General features: G+C 68.6%; 16 protein-coding genes. 8 read left to right on the forward strand and 8 right to left on the reverse strand.

What is annotated here, in order from left to right:
- Positions 1 to 98: 98 nt before the first annotated feature.
- Positions 99 to 1361, reverse strand: a complete 1263-nt coding sequence (locus C3E87_RS02080) for a hypothetical protein (RefSeq protein ID WP_083665321.1) — start codon at positions 1359 to 1361, stop codon at positions 99 to 101.
- The gene (locus tag C3E87_RS02085) at positions 1358 to 1690 is read right to left on the reverse strand and encodes a hypothetical protein (protein ID WP_076058711.1); all 333 of its coding nucleotides are present in this window, start codon (positions 1688 to 1690) and stop codon (positions 1358 to 1360) included. Before C3E87_RS02085 ends, C3E87_RS02080 begins: the two co-directional genes overlap by 4 nt.
- An 83-nt stretch (positions 1691 to 1773) precedes the next feature.
- Between C3E87_RS02085 and C3E87_RS02090 the strand changes: the two genes are divergently transcribed.
- A complete protein-coding gene (locus C3E87_RS02090) occupies positions 1774 to 2244 on the forward strand; it encodes a hypothetical protein (protein ID WP_083665322.1) in 471 nt (156 codons plus the stop codon).
- 1 nt (position 2245) lies between these two features.
- Positions 2246 to 3055 (forward strand): Ku protein, encoded by an 810-nt coding sequence (locus C3E87_RS02095; RefSeq protein ID WP_076058713.1) that lies wholly within the window; start codon positions 2246 to 2248, stop codon positions 3053 to 3055.
- 15 nt (positions 3056 to 3070) lie between these two features.
- Here C3E87_RS02095 and C3E87_RS02100 read toward each other — a convergent pair whose 3' ends face one another.
- Entirely contained in the window at positions 3071 to 3544 is a 474-nt protein-coding gene (locus tag C3E87_RS02100; RefSeq protein WP_076058715.1) for a DUF2505 domain-containing protein, read from the reverse strand.
- A gap of 76 nt (positions 3545 to 3620) precedes the next feature.
- On the opposite strand from C3E87_RS02100, the gene C3E87_RS02105 reads away from it, so the two are divergent.
- Both C3E87_RS02105 and trpS read left to right on the forward strand, forming a co-directional pair.
- Entirely contained in the window at positions 3621 to 4475 is an 855-nt protein-coding gene (locus C3E87_RS02105; protein ID WP_076058717.1) for a PHP domain-containing protein, read from the forward strand.
- A 57-nt stretch (positions 4476 to 4532) separates the two neighbouring features.
- A complete protein-coding gene (gene trpS / locus C3E87_RS02110; RefSeq protein WP_076058720.1) occupies positions 4533 to 5624 on the forward strand; it encodes a tryptophan--tRNA ligase in 1092 nt (363 codons plus the stop codon).
- Positions 5625 to 5632: 8 nt separating this feature from the next.
- Here trpS and C3E87_RS02115 read toward each other — a convergent pair whose 3' ends face one another.
- The 4 genes from C3E87_RS02115 to ligD form a co-directional block, all read right to left on the reverse strand.
- On the reverse strand, positions 5633 to 7108 hold the full coding sequence (locus tag C3E87_RS02115; RefSeq protein ID WP_076059471.1) for a DEAD/DEAH box helicase: 1476 nt from the start codon (positions 7106 to 7108) through the stop codon (positions 5633 to 5635).
- 69 nt (positions 7109 to 7177) lie between these two features.
- Complete coding sequence (locus C3E87_RS02120) at positions 7178 to 7402, reverse strand: DUF3107 domain-containing protein (protein WP_076058722.1); 225 nt, start codon at positions 7400 to 7402, stop codon at positions 7178 to 7180.
- A gap of 36 nt (positions 7403 to 7438) precedes the next feature.
- Complete coding sequence (locus C3E87_RS02125; RefSeq protein ID WP_076058724.1) at positions 7439 to 8239, reverse strand: PP2C family serine/threonine-protein phosphatase; 801 nt, start codon at positions 8237 to 8239, stop codon at positions 7439 to 7441.
- 13 nt (positions 8240 to 8252) lie between these two features.
- A complete protein-coding gene (ligD, locus tag C3E87_RS02130) occupies positions 8253 to 9194 on the reverse strand; it encodes a non-homologous end-joining DNA ligase (protein WP_076058726.1) in 942 nt (313 codons plus the stop codon).
- Between the two features lie 72 nt (positions 9195 to 9266).
- Between ligD and C3E87_RS02135 the strand changes: the two genes are divergently transcribed.
- From C3E87_RS02135 to nudC, 3 genes are read left to right on the forward strand one after another with little or no spacing between them, the layout of a single operon-like run.
- Positions 9267 to 12365: an ATP-dependent DNA helicase gene (locus tag C3E87_RS02135; protein ID WP_158069026.1), complete on the forward strand. Its 3099-nt coding sequence runs from the start codon at positions 9267 to 9269 to the stop codon at positions 12363 to 12365.
- Positions 12362 to 15535 (forward strand): ATP-dependent DNA helicase, encoded by a 3174-nt coding sequence (locus C3E87_RS02140; protein ID WP_076058732.1) that lies wholly within the window; start codon positions 12362 to 12364, stop codon positions 15533 to 15535. The genes C3E87_RS02135 and C3E87_RS02140 overlap by 4 nt, the downstream gene beginning before the upstream one ends.
- A complete protein-coding gene (gene nudC / locus C3E87_RS02145) occupies positions 15532 to 16362 on the forward strand; it encodes an NAD(+) diphosphatase (protein ID WP_083665326.1) in 831 nt (276 codons plus the stop codon). Before C3E87_RS02140 ends, nudC begins: the two co-directional genes overlap by 4 nt.
- Here the strand turns inward: nudC and C3E87_RS02150 are convergent.
- Complete coding sequence (locus tag C3E87_RS02150) at positions 16349 to 16549, reverse strand: hypothetical protein (protein WP_143570855.1); 201 nt, start codon at positions 16547 to 16549, stop codon at positions 16349 to 16351. The genes nudC and C3E87_RS02150 overlap by 14 nt on opposite strands.
- 59 nt (positions 16550 to 16608) lie before the next feature.
- On the opposite strand from C3E87_RS02150, the gene C3E87_RS02155 reads away from it, so the two are divergent.
- A complete protein-coding gene (locus C3E87_RS02155) occupies positions 16609 to 18750 on the forward strand; it encodes a DNA topoisomerase IV subunit B (RefSeq protein WP_083665327.1) in 2142 nt (713 codons plus the stop codon).
- The last annotated feature ends 2 nt before the right edge of the window (positions 18751 to 18752 follow it).

The raw sequence follows: 18752 nt of genomic DNA on the forward strand, positions 1-18752 counted from the left end.
CGCCTTTCAGTGCAACGGACAACACCGCACTGGCAACGGACAACACCCGGCTGGATCCGGACAACACCTCGGGCCCGTCGGACAACACCCTGTGAAGCTCAGCCGCCGAACATCAGCAGCAGTCCGCCCACCGTGAAGACCACCATCATGGTGAGCAGGGGCAGGTGGATCCTCAGTTGGGCCGGGGCGCTCCGCAACGCGATGTCGTGCGTCACCAGCACGCCGAGCGCGTGCCCGCCGACGATGAGCAGCACCTGCGCCACGGCGATGAACGTCGGGTACATGAACAACGCAGTGTCCGGTGCGGCTTCGATGGTGCCGAAGAGGTTCCAGCCACGGCCCAACGGGTCACTGAACCGGATGAGGGTGCGCTGGCCCTCGAGGTAGAGCATGGTGCCGTAGTGCGAGAGCGCATAGCCCACCACCAGCGGGACGAGCCCGGGAGCGAGCGCATCCATCGAGAGCCCCCGGTACGGCCGGGTACCCAGCCAGAACAGCCCGTAGATGAGCGTTACGGCGGCCAGGAGCGCCAGCGTGCTGACAGGCCAGAGCCATCCGTCCAGCTCCTGGGTGCCGCGGACCCAGAGGCCGGTGTTGGAGAGTGCGTCGAAAAGGGTGCCGCCCAGCAGCACGGAGGCCAAGAGCGCCAAGTGCCGGGGGGCGCGCCAGGACGCAAGATTCCGCACCGGATTGGTCCAGAGGATGACGCCGCGCGCGTTGCGGGCCCACGGCGACATGTGGGCGACCGTCGTCGCATAGGCCTCGAAGGGTTCTGCCTGCTGGATCCAGCGCTGGCCCCGCAGCAGCACGCCTGCAGTGACCCAGACGAGCCATCCGACGGCGAACCAGCGGAGCACGGGCACCGTCGCGCCACCGGGCTGGACCAGTTCGAGGTAGAGGAAGGCCAACAGCGCGAGGGCCGCGGGAAGAACCGATGCCGCGGACTGGAAGGGCGCCGGGGCCGTGGCACCCCTGAAGCGGAGGAGGAGCCGCAGCGGGTTCGTGCGACGGTGGACCTGGCCGAGCAGCAGCGCCAGCGGGACCAACCCCACCCACACCATGACGTAGACGAAGCCCAACACGGGGTTGTCGATGCGGTCGACGCCGAAGAACAGGGCCGCGGCCATCAGCATCCAGACGAGGGCGACGACCACCCTGAGCGTGCGGGAGACGACGGGGGAGTCGACGAGTCGGGTGAGTCGGGGCAGTTCGCGCCCCTGCTGTTCCTGGAACCGGGGCCGCTTCCACGCAAAGATGGCGACCCAGAACGTGATGATCAGCACGACGGCCCCGCCGGCCACGACCAGACCGAACGGGAGGGGCAGGTCTGAGCGTGAGGCGATCCCGTGCAGCGGGATCACGACACCACCACGTCTGCCCAGATGCTGTCGGTGGTGTGCGACTCCAGTTCGTAGCTGCCTGCCATGTCGGCGGTGAACGTCCACTCGATGGTCTGTCCCGGCTCCGTGAACTCCTCCAGTTCATAGCCGTGCAGGTGGGCGTGGTCCGCGATGGCCGTCGTGATGCGCATCGTGACCTCAGCGCCGAGCGCCACCTCGATGCGTCGGGTGGCGGCGGGAGGGTCCGTGATCTCCAGCTCGATGGTCTGCGGGGGAGCGGAGGGCGCGCCGCAGGCGACCAGCGTGACGGCGGTGAGGAACGCGACGACGAGGCGTGACAAGAGCTTCATGGCACCTCGAACCTACCCCGAAATCCGGGGCCCGCGCAGCAGACCCCTCCGCTGTGTCACAGTGCGGGACTAGGGTGGGGTCCGTGAAGCGTCAACTGGTGTTCATCCCCATCGCGTCGGACGAGCTCGGCATGCTCCTGGGCGAGCCCGCCGTCGAGAACCGGACGGCCTACACCGTCACGCCGGAACTGTTGGCGGAGCTGGAGTACGGTGATGATGAGTCCGAAGCGGCCGAACACGCCGCCATGGTTCTCGCGTCGGTGGCGGGTCTGGCGCAGCACGGGGAGCGCACCATCGTCGTGGCAGAGGTCGATGAGGCGGCGGTGCTGCCCGGCGAGGACACGGCCAACGGTCAGGTCATGCTTGCCCAGTGCCCGGCACGCGCCATGATCGCCTGGTTCTCCGAGGAACCGGGGGTGGACGTGGCTGACGCCGCAGCCATCTCCAAGGGGCTCACCATCGATCAGGCATGGGGACAGCCGCAGGTGCAGGAACTCCTCGAGAACCACGAACTACTCTGGAATGACAAGGTCGAATACCAGGGAGGTAGCTGACATGCCACGCTCAATCTGGAAAGGCTCGGTGTCTTTCGGGCTGGTCTCCATCCCTGTGAAGCTCTACGGGGCCACGGAGGACAAGGATGTCAGCTTCCGGCAGGTGCATTCCACCGACGGGGGCCGCATCCGCTACCAGCGCGTCTGTGAGAAGTGCGGCGAGGTGGTCCAGTTCGCGGACATCGCCAAGGGCTATGAGGCCGCAGACGGGCGCCTCGCCATCTTGACGGATGAGGATTTCGAGAACCTCCCGCTGAGCACGCTCAGGAGCGTCGACGTGGTGCAGTTCGTGGACGAGCACGAGGTTGATCCCACGTTCTTCCAGCGCACGTACTTCCTCGAGGCTGAGGCAGCCGGGCAGAAACCCTACGTGCTGCTGCGCGAGGCGCTCGCCAAGGAGAACAAGGTCGCCGTGGTCAAGGTCGCGTTGCGCAGCCGGGAATCGCTGGCGCTCATCCGCGCACAGGGCGACCTGCTGCTGATGCACACCATGTACTGGCCGGATGAACTGCGCAACGGCGAGTTCGCCGCGCCGTCGCAGGAGGTCAAGATCTCGGATGCGGAGATCGAGATGGCCAAGCTCCTCATCGCGCAGTTGGAGGGGGAGTTCGACCCGGAGGCGTACACAGATTCCTATCGCGCCGCGCTTCTCGAGGTCGTCGAGGCGAAGCTTGCGGGCGCTGAGGTGCCGGAGCAGACGGACCGGTCTGCACCGACGGGCGACGTCATCGACCTGATGTCTGCGCTCAAGGCCTCAGTCGAGGCTGCGAAGAAGCGGCGCGAGGAGGCTGCAGCCAGCAAGGCCGGCTGAGGCCGCCGTCTCACGTCAGCGGCTGAGCCAATCAGCCGCGCGGCGCTCCAGACCGGCGAAGGCGTCACGGATGTACGGCTCGACCTGCGCCTCGACCTTCTTGCCCACCAGGGGGATCTTCACCTTCAGGTCACCCGTATAGCGGCCCTGCGTGGTGCCGTCACCCTGGGGGAGCATCTCGGCGTCGGCCGTCACGTCCACGGGCATTCCGGGGACGTCCACGTCCACGGTGCCGCGGACGCTGCCGTCTGCAGCCACGTCGCCGAAGCGGAACACCTGCTTGAGCTTCATGGAGGAACCGATGAACTTGGCGATGGAGGCGGGGACCGGCAGCGACATGATCAGCGTCGTCGCGTCCGGGGTGATGTCCACGCTGTGCTCGGTGGCACCGGCGTGCACAGCGACATCGGCGATGAAGTCCTCATTGCGGAGGAGACCGACGACGCGCTCGGGGTCTGCGGCATAAGTGTGGGTGTAGTCCAGATCCATGACCCCAGACTACTTGCCCGTGAGACTTATCCACGGCCAGCCAAAAGCGGGTTCGCCAGTCCCTAGGATGAGGGCCATGAGAATCGACCTGCACACTCATTCGCGCGTCTCGGACGGCACCGACACGCCGACAACGCTGGTGATGAAGGCGTTCCAGGCGGGGCTCGACGCCATCGCGCTGACAGACCACGACACGTTCGGCGGAGTTCTCGAGGCGCAGGAGGCGGGCAAGCGCATCGGCTTGAAGGTCCTGTGCGGGATCGAGATGTCCACGGAGGTGGAGGGTCGCGCGGTGCACCTGCTGGGGTACGGCTGCGACATCTACGACCGTGACCTGGGCGAGGAACTGGCGCGGATCCGGCACGGCCGCAGCCACCGCCTGCCCATGATGATCGAGAAGCTGAACGCCGCAGGTCTGGAACTGACCATCGACGACGTCAACCGGGTGGCGATGGGCGCGCCGGCCATCGGCCGTCCCCACGTGGCGGATGCGATGGTGGCCAAGGGATACATCGCGGACCGCGACGAGGCCTTCAAGGTGTGGCTCGACGAGGACCGGCCCGGCTACGTCAAGCGGTATGCGGCGTCGCTCGAGCGGGCGATCGAACTGATCCACGGCGCCAAGGGTGTCGCCGTCATCGCCCATCCGTGGGCGCGCAAGGGACGCGAGGTCATCGACGCGCCCTACCTGGAGCAGCTCGTGCGGGACTACGGGTTGGAGGGCATCGAGGTGGACCACCCGGACCACGACGACGACGCCCGCTCACTCCTGTTCGAGATGGGCGGCCGCCTCGGGCTGCTACGCACGGGGTCGAGCGATTACCACGGCCTGGGCAAGAAGAACAACCCACTCGGCGCCAACCTGACGCGGAAGTCCGGCTTCCGCGACCTGCTCGCCAGGATCAGGCGCAGGGGCGGCCAGATCGTCTGACCCGGCACGGTTGGCTAAGCTTGGGCCACACCCACTCACCCCAGGCAGGTTAACCCTATGTCCACCGAAGAGATCTCCCTCGACATCGACGCGTCGCTCGCACGTTCAACCGCGCGTAGCAAGGAGATCGAAGCGGCCCTCGCCAAGGATCCGTCGCAGTTCCGCATCCTCACCGGCGACCGCCCCACCGGGCACCTGCATATCGGCCACTTCTTCGGTTCGCTGCAGAACCGCGTCCGGCTGGCGCAGCAGGGCGTGGAGACCTTTGTCATCATCGCCGACTACCAGGTGATCACGGACCGCGACGGCGTGGGCCCCCTACGTGAGCGGGTCTACTCGTTGCTCACTGACTACCTGGCCATCGGCCTCGACCCGGCCGACGTGACGATCTTCACCCACTCGTCGGTGCCCGCCCTCAACCAGCTGATGCTGCCCTTCCTCTCGGTCGTGACCGACGCTGAACTGCGTCGCAATCCCACCGTGAAGTCTGAACTCGACGACACGGGCGAGCGCCCCATGTCCGGGCTCATGCTCACGTACCCGGTGCACCAGGCGGCAGACATCCTCTTCTGCCGGGCCAACCTGGTGCCCGTGGGCAAGGACCAACTGCCGCACATCGAGCAGGCGCGCGTGATCGCCCGTCGCTTCGATGAGCGGTACGGCCGGGCGGACGCGTCGAGGCCGGTGTTCCCGGAGCCGGAGGCGTTGCTCTCGAAATCCGGCACCGTGCTCGGCCTGGACGGCACGAAGATGTCGAAGTCCAAGGGCAACACGATCGAGCTGCGGATGAGCGCCGACGAGACCGCCAAGCTGCTGAAGCGCGCCGTCACGGACTCGGACCGCCACATCACCTATGATCCGGCGAACCGTCCTGAGGTGTCCAACCTGGTGAACCTCGCGGCGCTGTGCCTCGGTAGGGAGCCGGAGGACGTTGCGGCCGAGGTCGGCGACGGTGGTGGCGGCGGGCTCAAGAAGCTCGTCACGGAAGCGGTCAACGAGTATTTCGCCCCCATCCGTGCCCGTCGGGCCGAGCTCGAGGCAGACCCCGGCCACCTTGAGTCAGTGCTGGCCGCTGGCAATGCGCGCGCCAACGCAATCGCCGACCAGACCCTCGATGAGGTCCGGTCGGCGATGCAGATGTCCTACTGAGGTGAAGCTCAGCTCTCGGGCTTGACCTCAACCCCGGCGCGGGTGCGGCGGCGACGACGCCGGGGCTTGCGCTCCGCCGCGGGCTGGGCGGCCGGCTGGTCGCCCTCCGCCTCCGTCGCCCGGTGGCGACGACGGCGCGGGGCGCCGGCCTCGGCTGCGGTGCGCTGGCTGGCCCGACGTTCGCCGGTGCCGCGGAGGCTGGTCTCAGCCCGCTCCTTGGCCGCGATGGTGCCGGGCACGCGGCCCTTGGTGCCCTCGGGGATGTCGAGGTCCGTGTAGAAGTGCGGTGATGACGAGTAGGTCTCTGCCGGCTCCGCGAGCTCGAGGTCCAGCATCTGGGCGATCATCTTCCAGCGGTGCAGATCCTGCCAGTCCACGAGGGTCACGGACACGCCGTTGTTGCCCGCGCGGCCGGTACGCCCGATGCGGTGCACGTAGGTGGCGTCCGTGTCGGGGCATTCGTAGTTCACGACGTGGCTCACGTCCGGGATGTCGATACCGCGGGCCGCGACGTCGGTGGCCACCAGCACCTGGATGGTGCCGGAGCGGAACTTCTTCAACGCGCGCTCGCGGGCCTGTTGGTTGAGGTCGCCGTGGATGGAAGCGGCGGCGAAGCCGCGATCGACAAGCTCATCGGTGAGTCGCTGCGCGGCACGCTTGGTGCGGCAGAAGACCATCACCTTCGTGGTCTCGCGGCCCTGGAGCAGGCGGGCGACCATTTCCGGCTTGTCGAGGTCGTGGGCCTGGTACACGAACTGCTCGATGTCCGGGACGGTCATCTTTGCGTCGTGGCCCTCGGCGCGGATGTTGATGGGCTTGTTCAGCGTGGCGCGGGCCAGCGCCAGGATGGGCGCCGGCATGGTCGCGGAGAACAGCAGGGTCTGGCGGTTCTTGGGCGTCTTGCGCAGGAGCCGCTCGATGTCGGGCAGGAAGCCCAGGTCGAGCATCTCGTCGGCCTCGTCGAGGACGAGTACCTGCACGTGGCTCAGGTCGAGGGCCCCGCGGTCTGCGAGGTCCAGGAGGCGGCCAGGGGTGCCGACGGCGATGTCGATGCCCGTGGCGAGCGTGCCGAGTTGCTCGTCGTAGCTGGTGCCGCCGTAGATGGTGAGGACGCGCATCTTGAGATGCTTGCCCGCCATGTCCATGTCACGGCCGACCTGCAGCGCGAGTTCACGGGTGGGGCACACGACGAGGGCGCGGGGCTTGCCGTGCGCGGGTTTCTCGCCGTCCGACAGGGTCACCATGCGGTGCAGCAGGCTGACGCCGAAGGCGAGGGTCTTGCCGGTGCCGGTGCGGGCCTGGCCGATCACATCGGCGCCCTGCAGGGCGAGCGGGATGGCGAGCGTCTGGATGGCGAAGGGATGGACGATGCCCGTCTCTGCCAACGCCGAGGTAATGGATTCGTGGATGCCGAGGTCAGCGAAGGTGTCGCTGCCTGCAATCTCGTTGTCGCTCAGGGTACTGACCTTTTCGAGTGAGCTCACGGCGCGGGAGCCGCGACCGGAGACGGGCAGAGTGCGCCCGCGAGGGCCCACTCTACCGCAGCCGGTGTCTCAGACCGCTCCGAAGCCTACGGTTCGCGTGCTGGCGCTGCCGATGTCGATGTAGCCGACGCGTGAGGCGGGGATGACGACCCGGCGGCCCTTCACGTCCGTCAGTTCCAGGAGCCCTGAGTTCTCCATCGCTTCCCGCAACTGCGCAATGACCTCGTCGGACGAGGAAGTGGTGTCGATGCTGACTTCGCGGGCGACGTCGGTGATGCCGATCTTGATCTCCATGCGGCCAACTCTAGCGGCGCCGCCAAGGGCCAGGCGTCACTGCTCGATGCGTGCGACCACCACGGTGATGTTGTCCTTGCCACCCTGATCGTTGGCCCACGCGACGAGGGACTCGGCCAGCGCGGGAGGGTTCGGGTAGCGGCTGACGCAGGCGCTGAACAGCGCCGACATGTCCTCCGGGGAGCTCGCGTAGTTCCACAGCCCGTCGGTACAGAGCATGAGCCAGCCGTTGCTCTGGGGCTGGAGGGTGACGACCGACGGCGTGACGTTGGTGGCTTGGCGACCCAGCCACTTGGTGATGGCGTGCGCCTGGTTGGACTGCTCGGCGTCGTCGCGCGACATGCCCAGCATGATGCGCGCCTGCGCCATGGAGTCGTCGACCGAGAGGAGGTCTGTTGAGCCGTCGTCGCTGAACCAGTAGGCACGGGAGTCGCCGATGTTGCCGACGGCGATCATGCCGGGCAGGATCGCGGCGGCGATGAGCGTGCACGCCGAAGGGTCTTCAGCCGCGGCGAGCACCTCGTCGTTGGCGACCGCGAAGGCCTGGACGAAGGCCACGTTGGCCGGCGTCCCGGCGTTCAGGGCGGTGATCAGCGTCTCGACCGTCGCCTCCGTGGCCACCAACGAGGCCAGTTCGGAACCGTGGGCGGTGGTGACACCGTCGGCGATGGCGAGCACCGCCTCCGAGCGGGGTTCTGTCCGGACCGCCAGGCACATGGCGTCCTGGTTGGAGCGGTGCCGCCGGCCGGTGTCGCTGCACCCGGCCACCCAGGGGGCGGGCTCACGCACGTAATGTGCGCGCTCGGAGCGGGGCTGCGGTGTCGACTGGTCCGTCATGGACACCATCCTGTCAGGCGAGGGGGCCGGGCAGCGCCGGGCTCGTGGCGGTCGGCAGCGTGGGGTGCCAGAGGTCGCCTAGATTCTGCACCCGCTCCAGCATGGCGGTGGGATGTGTCCGGACCGGCGTGTCGGGGCCCAGGGCCGCCACCTCTTCCCACGTGAGGGGGGTCGCCACCGAGGGGACCTCCAGGCCGCGGACGGAGTAGGCGACCACCGTGTTGCGGGCCGCGAGGTTCTGGGCGAAGTCGACGAAGACCAACCCGGCCCGGGCGTTCTTGGCCATGGTCGCCACGAAGCGCTTCGGATGTCGCTGGGCGAGGTGCCGGGCCAACGACTGGGCGAACTGGTACACCTCTGAGGCGGGGGTGGGCGCGATGGGCACAGTCAGCTGGAGTCCCTTGTTCCCGGAGCTCTTGGGGTGCGACTCCAGCCCGACCTCAGCCAGCGTCGTGGCGGCGATGATGGCGCCCTTGGCGATCTCGTCCGGCGTGACGCCGGGGCCGGGGTCGAGATCGACCACCAGCGAGGTCGCCCGCGGCTCGTCCTCGCCGTCGATGACGATGCCGTCCTCGTGGGCAGTGGCTTCCGTGGTGCGCCACTGCGGGGTGTGCAGCTCGATCGACGCGATGTTCGCCAACCAGGCCAGATCCGCCCGCTGGGTGGCGGTCACGTAGCTGACCGTGCCGGCGCTGGTGGCCACGTCGACGGTCTGGACGAAGTCCGGGGTGCCGGCGGGTGCGTTCTTCTCGTAGAACGAATCGCCGGTGGTGCCGTCGGGGAAGCGCACCCGGGTCAGGGCCCGGTCCCGCAGGTGCGGGAGGAGCACCTCGGAGATCTCGACGTAGTAGTTGATCAGTTCGCCCTTGGTGAACCCGCTGGGGAACAACGGCTTGTGCAGATTGCTCAGGTTCAGCGTCAACCCGTCGATCTCGGTGGTGATCCGCTCGTTCATGCCCGGCCTCCTGATCCCAGCATGACATGGGCCGGTGTGAATTTGTCGCACCAGGATGGTTGCATGGTGCCCATGAGTTTCCGAGTGGTGCCGCCCCGCCATGTCGTCATGCCGGCACTCACGGCCGAGCAGGCGGAGTTGGCGGCGCCCGCCAACGGCGTCACGGTCGTGCTCGGTGGCCCCGGTTCGGGCAAGACCACACTCATCACCGAGGCTGCTGCGGCCAGGGTCGCGGCGGGTTCCCCCCTGGAGCGACTGATCGTGCTGGCCCACTCGCGAGCCGCAGCGCAGACGCTCCGCCGTGACATCACCCGCAGGCTCGACAGGGCACAGACCGAGGCGCACGTCACCACCATCCACGGTCTGTCGCTCGGCCTGCTGCGCCGGTTCCGGCCCCACGAGGACAGCCCGTGGCGCCTGCTGCGGGCGCCGGAGCAGGAGGCCCGGATCCGTGAACTCCTGGAGGGGATGGGCCCGGATGCGTGGCCGGAGGAGTTCAGGGCCGCGGTCGGCACCCGGGCGTTCGCCCGCCAACTGCGGGAGGTGCTGGCACGGGCGCGCCAGCTGTCACTCGATGCCGAATCCATCGCTGGCATGGCGACGGCGGGTGGGGACGAACTGTTCCGGGCCGCAGCCGTCTTCATCGAGGAATACCTCACCGTCGCGGATTTCGCAGGCACGCTGGATTACGCCGAACTCGTCTACCGCACGCGGCTGCTGCTCACGGAGCAGTCGGTCGCTGGGGGAGTGCGTGCCGCGTTCGACGCCGTCCTCGTCGATGACGCGCACGAGTCGGACCATGCACAGGTCGGTCTCGTCGGAGACCTCGCGCGGTTGGGCCTGCCGGTGCTGGCGGTGGGGGATCCGCACTCACGGATCGGTGGTTACCGCGGCGCCAGCCCCACCGCAATGGCTGACCTGGCGGCCCTTCCAGGTGCCCGCCGGGCGCAGCTGACGGGCGGCTTCCGGAGCCGGGCCGTGCTGGCGGAGTCGCTGGAGGTCCTGCGGCAACGCCTAGATCAGCGCCTGGCCTCACCGCCCCTCGGAGCCGTGCTCGGCGGCGGCGAGGTCACGGTGTCGGTCTACGACAACGAATCCGCGGAACTGGCGCAGGTCGCCGCGCAGTTGAGGTCCGCCGTGGCGCAGGACGGTCTGTCCTGGGCAGACCTGGTGGTGGTGACCCGGGCCGGGCGCGCGCAACTGAGCGCCGTGGCCAAGGAGCTCGTCAGGTTGGGCGTCCCCGTCGATGTCTCCGGTGACGAGATCGCGCTGGCCGAACAACCGGCCGTTTCCGTGTTGCTGCTCGCCCTGCGGATCTGCGCCGACGGTGGCGCTCCGGAGGCGGACGAGACCCGCCTGCTGTTGTCTTCGCCGCTCTGCGGCCTCGACGGCGTGGGCCAGCGACGGCTGGGTCGCGCGCTCCTCGCCCGGCATCGGACGGAGGGGACGTCGGCGGTGCTCCTCAGCCGGTCTCTCTCCGAGCCGTCGCTGCTGGAGGGGATCGACCTCCCAGAAGCGGCCCAGGCCGCTGCTCTGGCCGGGTTGCTGACCGAGGGGACGGCGCTGGCGGAGCGGGGCGCAGAGGTACAGGAGGTGCTGTGGCACCTGTGGTCGGCCACCGGGTGGCCGGAGCAGTTGCGGGAGCGCGCTCTGCGGGGGTCCCGCCGGGCGGACGCGGATCTGGACGCCATGGTCGAGTTGTTCGAACAGGCCTCGCGCGCAGATGACCTGCGCGGTGCCGCCGGTGCGCGCACCTTCATCGCCGAGTTGTCCGGTCAGGAGATCCCGGCAGACACCGGCCGCGAACTCGACATCGGCGGCCGGGGCGTCCGGGTGGTAACGGCACACCGCACGCGTGGCCTCGAGTGGGAACGCGTCTGGGTGATCGGCGTCCAGGAGGGGCTGTGGCCCCGCCTCACCCGGGCCGGGCTGCTCGTAGACCCGGATCGCCTCGGCCCCGACGGCCTCGCCGCCCCGGGGCAGGCATCACACCTGTCCTCTGAGCGGCAACTGTTCTACGTCGCCTGTAGCCGTGCCCGCGCCGGTCTGCACGTCTCGGCGGTGCAGGGCGTCGACGGGGAGGGCGGGCGCCCCTCCCGGTTCCTCGGTGAGCTCGGAGCGGAGGCCCACCGCGTCAACGGTCGGCCGGGCCAACTCCTGTCCGCTTCGGCTTTGGTGGGGGAACTGCGGCGGGTCATGACAGATGACACAGCGGCACCGGGGCTCCGGCGCGCCGCGGCGCTGCGGCTCGCGGCCATGGCCACGGTGCAGAACCCCGACGGTGCGTCGGCCTTCCCGGGAGCCTCGCCCGGCACCTGGTGGGGGATGCGCGACACCAGCGGGACGGCGCACGAACACCGTGGCCCCATCCACCTCAACGGGTCCTCGCTGGCGCAGTTGCTCAGTTGCCCGCGCATGTGGTTCCTCTCGAGACGCGCTCAGGCGGAGCCGTCCCGCCAGTCCCGCGCCTCGGTGGGCGACGTGGTCCACGTCGTGGCCAAGCATGCCGCCACCGAGGGGTTCACCGCCGCACAGATGCACGCCAGGCTGGACGAGGTCTGGGAGAAGATCCCGTTCGAGACCGAGTGGCTGTCCGCCACTGAACGCTCGGAGATCTTTGCCGCAGTGGAGCGCTTCGCGAACTACCAGACCACCAACCCGCACGAGCTCCTGGCCGTCGAGAAGTCCTTCGAAGTGGGGCTGGACGTGGCAGGGGAACGGGTGGTGCTCAGGGGCACCGTCGACAGGCTCGAGCGCACCGCCGACGGCAGGCTCCGCGTCGTGGACCTCAAGACGGCCAGGAAGGTGCAGCGGCCACCGGAGGTGGTGGACAACCCGCAGCTCGGCATATACCAGTTGGCGGCAAGCCTGGGCGCCTTCAACGACGTTGCGGGCCAGAGTGCCGGCGTCGCACCGCCCGCCCTGATGTTCCTGCGTGGCGGCGAAACGCTCCCGTCGATGGTGGAACAGCCATCCATCGACGACGTGCCGGCCATCGAGGGGGAGGAACTCACAGTGGGGCCCACCTGGGTGCATGACAGGATCGCCAGCGCCGTGGACATCCTCCGGAGTGGCCGGTTCGAGGCGGCCGAGTGCACCGCATGTCGCTACTGCCCGTTCAAGGCTTCGTGCCCGGCACTCGCCGCGCCGGGGAAGACAGGCCACCGATGACCATCCACCCCATCCGTTCCCGGCTGTTCACAGATCCTCAGCAACTCTGTGACGCGCTGGACATTCCGTTCTCGGACGAGCAGCTGGCGTGCATCACCGCGCCGCTCGAGCCGGCTGTGATCATCGCCGGCGCAGGCAGTGGGAAGACCACCGTCATGGCCGCGCGGGTGGTCTGGTTGGTGGGCACCGGTCAGGTCCGTCCGGAACAGGTGTTGGGACTCACCTTCACCCGCAAGGCGGCGGCAGAGTTGGCCGGCAGGGTGGCTGATGCGCTTGCGCGCGCCAGGGTGCTGACCGGCGCGGAGGGCGAGGGCGCCGAACTGGTGATGACCTACGATTCCTTCGCCGCCCGCCTGGTGAGCGAGTTCGGCCTGCGCATCGGCATCGACAAGGACCCGGTCATGATCACCGGCGCCAGCCGGTTCCGCCTCGCCACGAGGGTGGTGGCGGATGCGCCGGGGCCCTTCCGGAGCATCAGCCGCCTCAGCCACCACTCCATCCCGGAACGGGTGCTCTCCCTGGACGCGGAGATGGCCTCCCACCTGGTGACCCCCCGCCAGATCCTCGAGCAGTCGGCCCGGAGTGAGACGGCCTTCCTCGACGCGCCCCTCTTCCGGGGGAAGGTCATGCGCGACGTGGCCAAGGCGCTGGACGCAACGGAGGAGCGTCGCGAACTCCTCTCGCTGGTCATGCGCTACCAGGAACTCAAGCGCCGCCTCGGCGTCGTCGAATTCGCGGACCAGCTGCGCGAATCAGTCCGGCTGGTCACAGAGGTCCCGGATGTGGGCCGCGAACTGCGCCACCGGTTCCGGGTGGTGCTCCTCGACGAGTACCAGGACACGTCCTCCGCCCAGGCCGAACTGCTGCGCCGCCTTTTCACGGGGCCGGTGAACTCGGATGCCATGGGCTTCCCCGTCACCGCCGTCGGAGACCCCTACCAGGCCATCTACGGATGGCGGGGCGCCGCCTCCGGCAACATCCTCGAGTTCCCCTACCAGTTCCGTCGCTCAGACGGTGCCCCCGCCGAACGCCAGACGCTCAGCATCAACCGGCGTAGCGGTCACCGCATCCTGGAGGTGGGCAACTCGCTGGCTTCAGGGCTGCATGCTGCTCCTGGCGAGGAGGGCGTTTCGCTCGTGGCCCCCCAGGGGGCGCCAGCCGGCGCCGTGGCGGCGGCCATGTTCGACACCTTCCGCGACGAGGTCGACTGGCTGGCGGAGACTGTCATCTCGCAGCATGACGGTGGCCGGTCCTGGAAGGACCAGGCCGTCCTGGTCAGGCGTAACGCGGCGCTCGCCCCCATCTTCGAGGCGTTGCGTGACCGCGACGTGCCCGTCGAGATCGTCGGCCTCGGGGGGCTGTTGGGCCTTCCGGAAGTGGCCCCCATCGTTGCCACGCTGCGCGTGCTGGACGACGTGACCGCCAATCCGGAGGTTGCCATGCTCCTCACGGGGCCGCGGTGGAACCTCGGGCTGACCGACATGGAGGTGCTGGGGGCGCGGGCACGGGAACTGGCAACGCAATCCGCCATCGGCACCCCGGAGAGCGACGACCTCATCAGGGCCGTCACGCAGGCAGACCCGGGCGAGGTGGTGTGCCTCCTCGACGCGGTGGCAGACCCCGGGGACGCGCCGCTGAGCGCGGAGGGCCGCCGGCGGCTCGGCCGCTTCCACCACGAGATCACCGCCCTCCGCCGGCATGCCTCCGAGCCGGTGGCAGACCTCGTCACCAGGGTGATCGCCACCCTCGGGTTGGAGGCCGAACTCATCGCCACCGGCGCCGACACCACCCAGGTCGCCAGGTTCGTCGCAGAGGTGGCCAGCTACGTCGACGTGGATGGCGACGGCAGCCTCACCGGCCTGATCGCCTACCTCGACGCCGAATCCGAACAAGGCGAAGGCCTCATGCAGGCCGTGCCCAGCGAGGAGGATTCGGTCAAGCTCATGACGGTGCACCGCGCCAAGGGCCTGGAGTGGGACACGGTGTTCCTGCCCAGCCTCGTGGACAAGGTCTTCCCGTCGGAGTCGAGGTCCGGAGTGTGGCCCCAGCGGGCCGATGTGCTGCCGGGGCCGCTGCGGGGCGACGCGGGCTCGATTCCGCAACTGGGGGAGCACACCAAGAAGGGCATCGACGCGTACCGCGACGCGCTGAAGGACGAACACCGCCTCTCGGAGGACCGGCTCGCGTACGTCGCCGCCACCCGCGCCAAACGCCTGCTGCTGGCCTCGGCCCACCTCTGGACGCCCGGCAACATCCGTCCCCGGGCAGAGTCCCCGTACTTCACCGTGATCCGCGAACTCTGCGAGGCGGCCGGCACGTACCTCGACAACGCCACCCGCTCCTCGGATACCAACCCCATCCCGGCAGAGCCGGTCCGGGCCGTCTGGCCCGTCGAACTCGACGAGGACGGCATCGCGCGGCGCGCGGCAGCCGCTGAGCTCATCACCCGAGCCACCGAACTGGCCGATGCCACCGAACAGGACCAGTTGAGATGGACGTGGGAGTCGGGTGTCATAGCAGACGAGGACGCCGCCACTGTCGCCGCCTGGGACGAGAGCATCAGGCACCTCACCGAACTGGCCCAACGCCGCGGAGACCGCTCGGTGGCGCTGCCGGACGGGCTGTCGGCCACCGCGCTGATCGCCCTTCAGACAGACCAGAGCGCGTTCGCGGCCGGACTGCTGCGGCGCATGCCCCGCAGACCTTCGACGGCCGCCCGCGTGGGCTCCAGGTTCCATGAATGGCTCCAGGAACGCTTCCTCCTCCCCGCCTCGTTGGAGGAACTGGAGGCGCAACCCACGGCGGCCACGGCGGAACTGACCAGGCTCATCGAAGCATTTGAGGCCGGTCAGTTCGCGCACCGGATGCCGATGGGCGTGGAGGTGCCGTTCCTCATGCGCCGGGGCCCGCACGTGCTGCGCGGTCGCATCGACGCTGTCTACGCCTGGCCCCGGGACGGACTCGAGTACCTCGTCGTGGACTGGAAGACCTCCAACCAGGCAGCAGATCCCCTCCAGCTCGCGGTGTACCGGCAGGCCTGGGCGGAGGCCCGTGGAGTGGATCCGGCCGCAGTGGGTGCGGCGTTCTACCATGTGCTGACGGACCAGTTGAGGTTCGTGGAGGCCCCCGTCGGCCTCGTCGACCGGGCCCTGGAGGTTGCTGAAGCATGAGCAGGTGGCTGGATCGCTCCCCGCTGGACCGGCTGCCCATCGGGCGCGGTGCAGCAGAGGTGGAAGCGCTGTGGCGGGGTGCCGTGGTCGTCGAGGTGGACGCCGAGGGCACGATCGCGTCGGAACAGGGACGCCCACGCCCGCTGCGGTCGCCGGGGGCGAGGCAGCCCGAGGACATCCTGTTGGGCATCGTCGAGGGTGTGGCGTGGTTCGCCCGCGGCGTCGACGCTGTCTCTGGCGAGGCCATGAGCTGGCGCGACACCCAGCCGGATTCGCTTGACCCGTTGGCCACCGGCGTCGCGCTCGCCCGGTGGCACGCCGGGCAGCCGCCGTGCGAGAACTGCGGTTCGGCCACCAGGCCGGATCAGGCCGGTGCCCGGCGCATCTGCACCGGCTGCGGAACACTCCAGTTCCCCCGCATCGACCCGTGCGTCATCGTGGCGGTCACAGATCCCGACGACAGGCTGCTGCTGGCCAGGCAGGCGCAGTGGGCGCGCGGACGCATCTCGGTCATCGCAGGGTTCATCGAAGCGGGCGAGTCTGTTGAACAGGCGGTGCACCGCGAGGTGCACGAAGAGGTGGGGGCGCGGCTGACGTCCCTGACGTACTTCGGTTCCGAGCCGTGGCCCATGCCTCGTTCACTGATGCTCGGGTTCCAGGCCCGTGCCGAAGATGCGCAGATAACAGTGGACGGCGACGAGATCTCTGAGGGTGCGTATTACACCCGGTCAGATCTCGCCGCCGCCTTGGCTGCGGGTGAGGTGATCCTCCCTGCCGGGGCCTCGCTTGCGCGGGCCCTCATTCAGCGCTGGCTCAGTTCTGGTTGAGCCTGCTGGTTTCGTCCTGGATCCGGGTGGCCACCTCAAGGAGCTTCTCCTTGTGGGCAGCGGCGTGGTGGGCGCAGAAGAGCAGCTCACCGCCGGACTGGAGGAATACGCGCAGGTAGGCCTGGGCGCCGCAGCGATCGCAGCGATCGACAGCGGTCAGGGTGGGATCCGTTGCGAGTTCGGTCATCATGGCCTCCTGCCTTATCTTTCTTACCTTCTCATGTATCAACGTACCTGGGGGGCGGAATGTTCCCTGGGCGCCGCGCCCGCGTTTCACTGACACGGTCCGTCGGTGCGCACGGGTACCCTGTCTGGGTGCAGACCCCGAAGACCCCACCGCTGTCCCGTGACTACGAGGCGAAGAACCTTCTCGTCCTCGAAGGGCTCGAGGCCGTGCGCAAGCGGCCTGCCATGTACATCGGCTCGACGGACACCCGCGGTCTCATGCACTGCCTCTGGGAGATCATCGACAACGCCGTGGACGAGGCCCTGGCCGGCTTCGGCGAGGAGATCGAGGTGATGCTGGGCGCCGACGGTTCCGTCAGCGTGCACGACCACGCCCGCGGTGTGCCGGTGGACAAGGAACCCCGCACCGGGCTCAGCGGCGTCGAGGTGGTCTTCACCAAGCTGCATGCGGGCGGTAAGTTCGGCAACTCGTCCTACACGGCCACCGGCGGCCTGCACGGCGTCGGCGCCTCCGTCGTCAACGCGCTGTCGTCGCGCCTCGATGTCCAGGTGGACCGCGACGGCAGCACCTGGGAGATGAGCTTCCGCCGTGGCGTACCCGGCGTCTTCGACGGCGAAGGTCCTGAGGCGAACTTCACCCCCGCCAGCGGCATCCGCAAGATCAAGAAGGTTGCCAAGGCCAAGTCGGGCACCCGCGTGCGGTACTGGCCGGACAGGCAGATCTTCCTCGCAGACGCCGAATTGTCCCTCCGCCACCTCCATGACCGCGCGCGTCAGACGTCCTTCCTGGTGCCCGGCCTCAAGATCGAGGTCACGGATGCGCGCGCCGGTGAGCCCGCCGTCGAAACGTTCCTGCACGTGGGCGGGATCACCGAATTCGCTGATTTCCTGGCGCCGGACGCCGCGCTCACCGAGATCATCCGGCTGGAGGGCAGGGACTCCTTCGTGGAGACTGTGCCCATGCTCGACGACAGTGGCGCGATGACCCCCACCGACGTGGAACGCGACCTCGACGTGAACATCGCGCTGCGCTGGGGCACCGGCTACGACACGGTGCTGAAGTCGTTCGTGAACATCATCGCCACCCCGAAGGGCGGCACCCACGTGCAGGGCTTCGAGCGGGGCCTCACCCGTGCGCTGGTCAAGTCCTATGAGGGCACCCGCGGGCTCCTGAAGGCCGGCGAGGAAGTGGTCAAGGAAGACTGCGTCGAAGGCATGACCGCCGTCGTGACGGTGCGTCTGGCCGAGCCGCAGTTCGAGGGCCAGACCAAGGAGGTGCTGGGCACCCCCGCCGTCAACCGGCTGGTGGCGCGCGTCGTGGAGTCGGAGATGGGCAAGTTCCTCACCTCCCCCAAGACGCGACAGATGGCACGCACCTTGCAGGAGAAGGTTGTCTCGGCCGCGCGCACGCGCGTGCAGGCACGTGCGCACCGGGAGACCCAACGCCGCAAGAACGCCCTCGAATCCTCGACGCTGCCGCCCAAGCTGAAGGACTGTCGCTCCACCGCGGTGGACAGCACCGAACTGTTCATCGTGGAGGGCGACTCTGCACTGGGCACCGCGAACGTGGCCCGCAATTCGGAGTTCCAGGCGCTGCTGCCCATCCGGGGCAAGATCCTCAACGTGCAGAAGGCCTCCATCGGCGACATGCTGAAGAACGCCGAGTGCGCCTCGATCATCCAGGTGGTGGGCGCCGGGTCCGGCCGCTCCTTCGACGTGGATTCGGCCCGCTACGGCAAGATCATCTTCATGGCGGACGCGGATTCCGACGGCGCCCACATCCGCTGCCTGCTCGCCACCCTCTTCTTCCGTTACATGCGCCCCCTCGTGGAGGCCGGCCGCGTGTTCTCAGCCGTTCCACCGCTGCACCGGTTCGAGCTGATCAACCCCAAGAAGGGCTACGACAAGTACATCTACACGTACTCAGATGCCGAGTACCAGCGCAAGTCGCTCGAACTCACCAAGCGGGGACAGAAGTTCAAGGAGCCGCAGCGCTACAAGGGCCTCGGTGAGATGGACGCGGACCAGCTGGCAGACACCACGATGAGCCCGAAGCACCGGATGCTGCGCAGGCTCACCGTCGACGATGCGGAAGCTGCCGAGCGCGTCTTCGAGGTCCTCATGGGCAACGAAGTGGCTCCTCGTAAAGAGTTCATCATCGAGGGTGCTTACGCCCTTGAAGCGGATCGCATCGACGCCTGACG

This window comes from Tessaracoccus sp. ZS01, from assembly GCF_022342445.1.
Taxonomy (GTDB): domain Bacteria; phylum Actinomycetota; class Actinomycetes; order Propionibacteriales; family Propionibacteriaceae; genus Arachnia.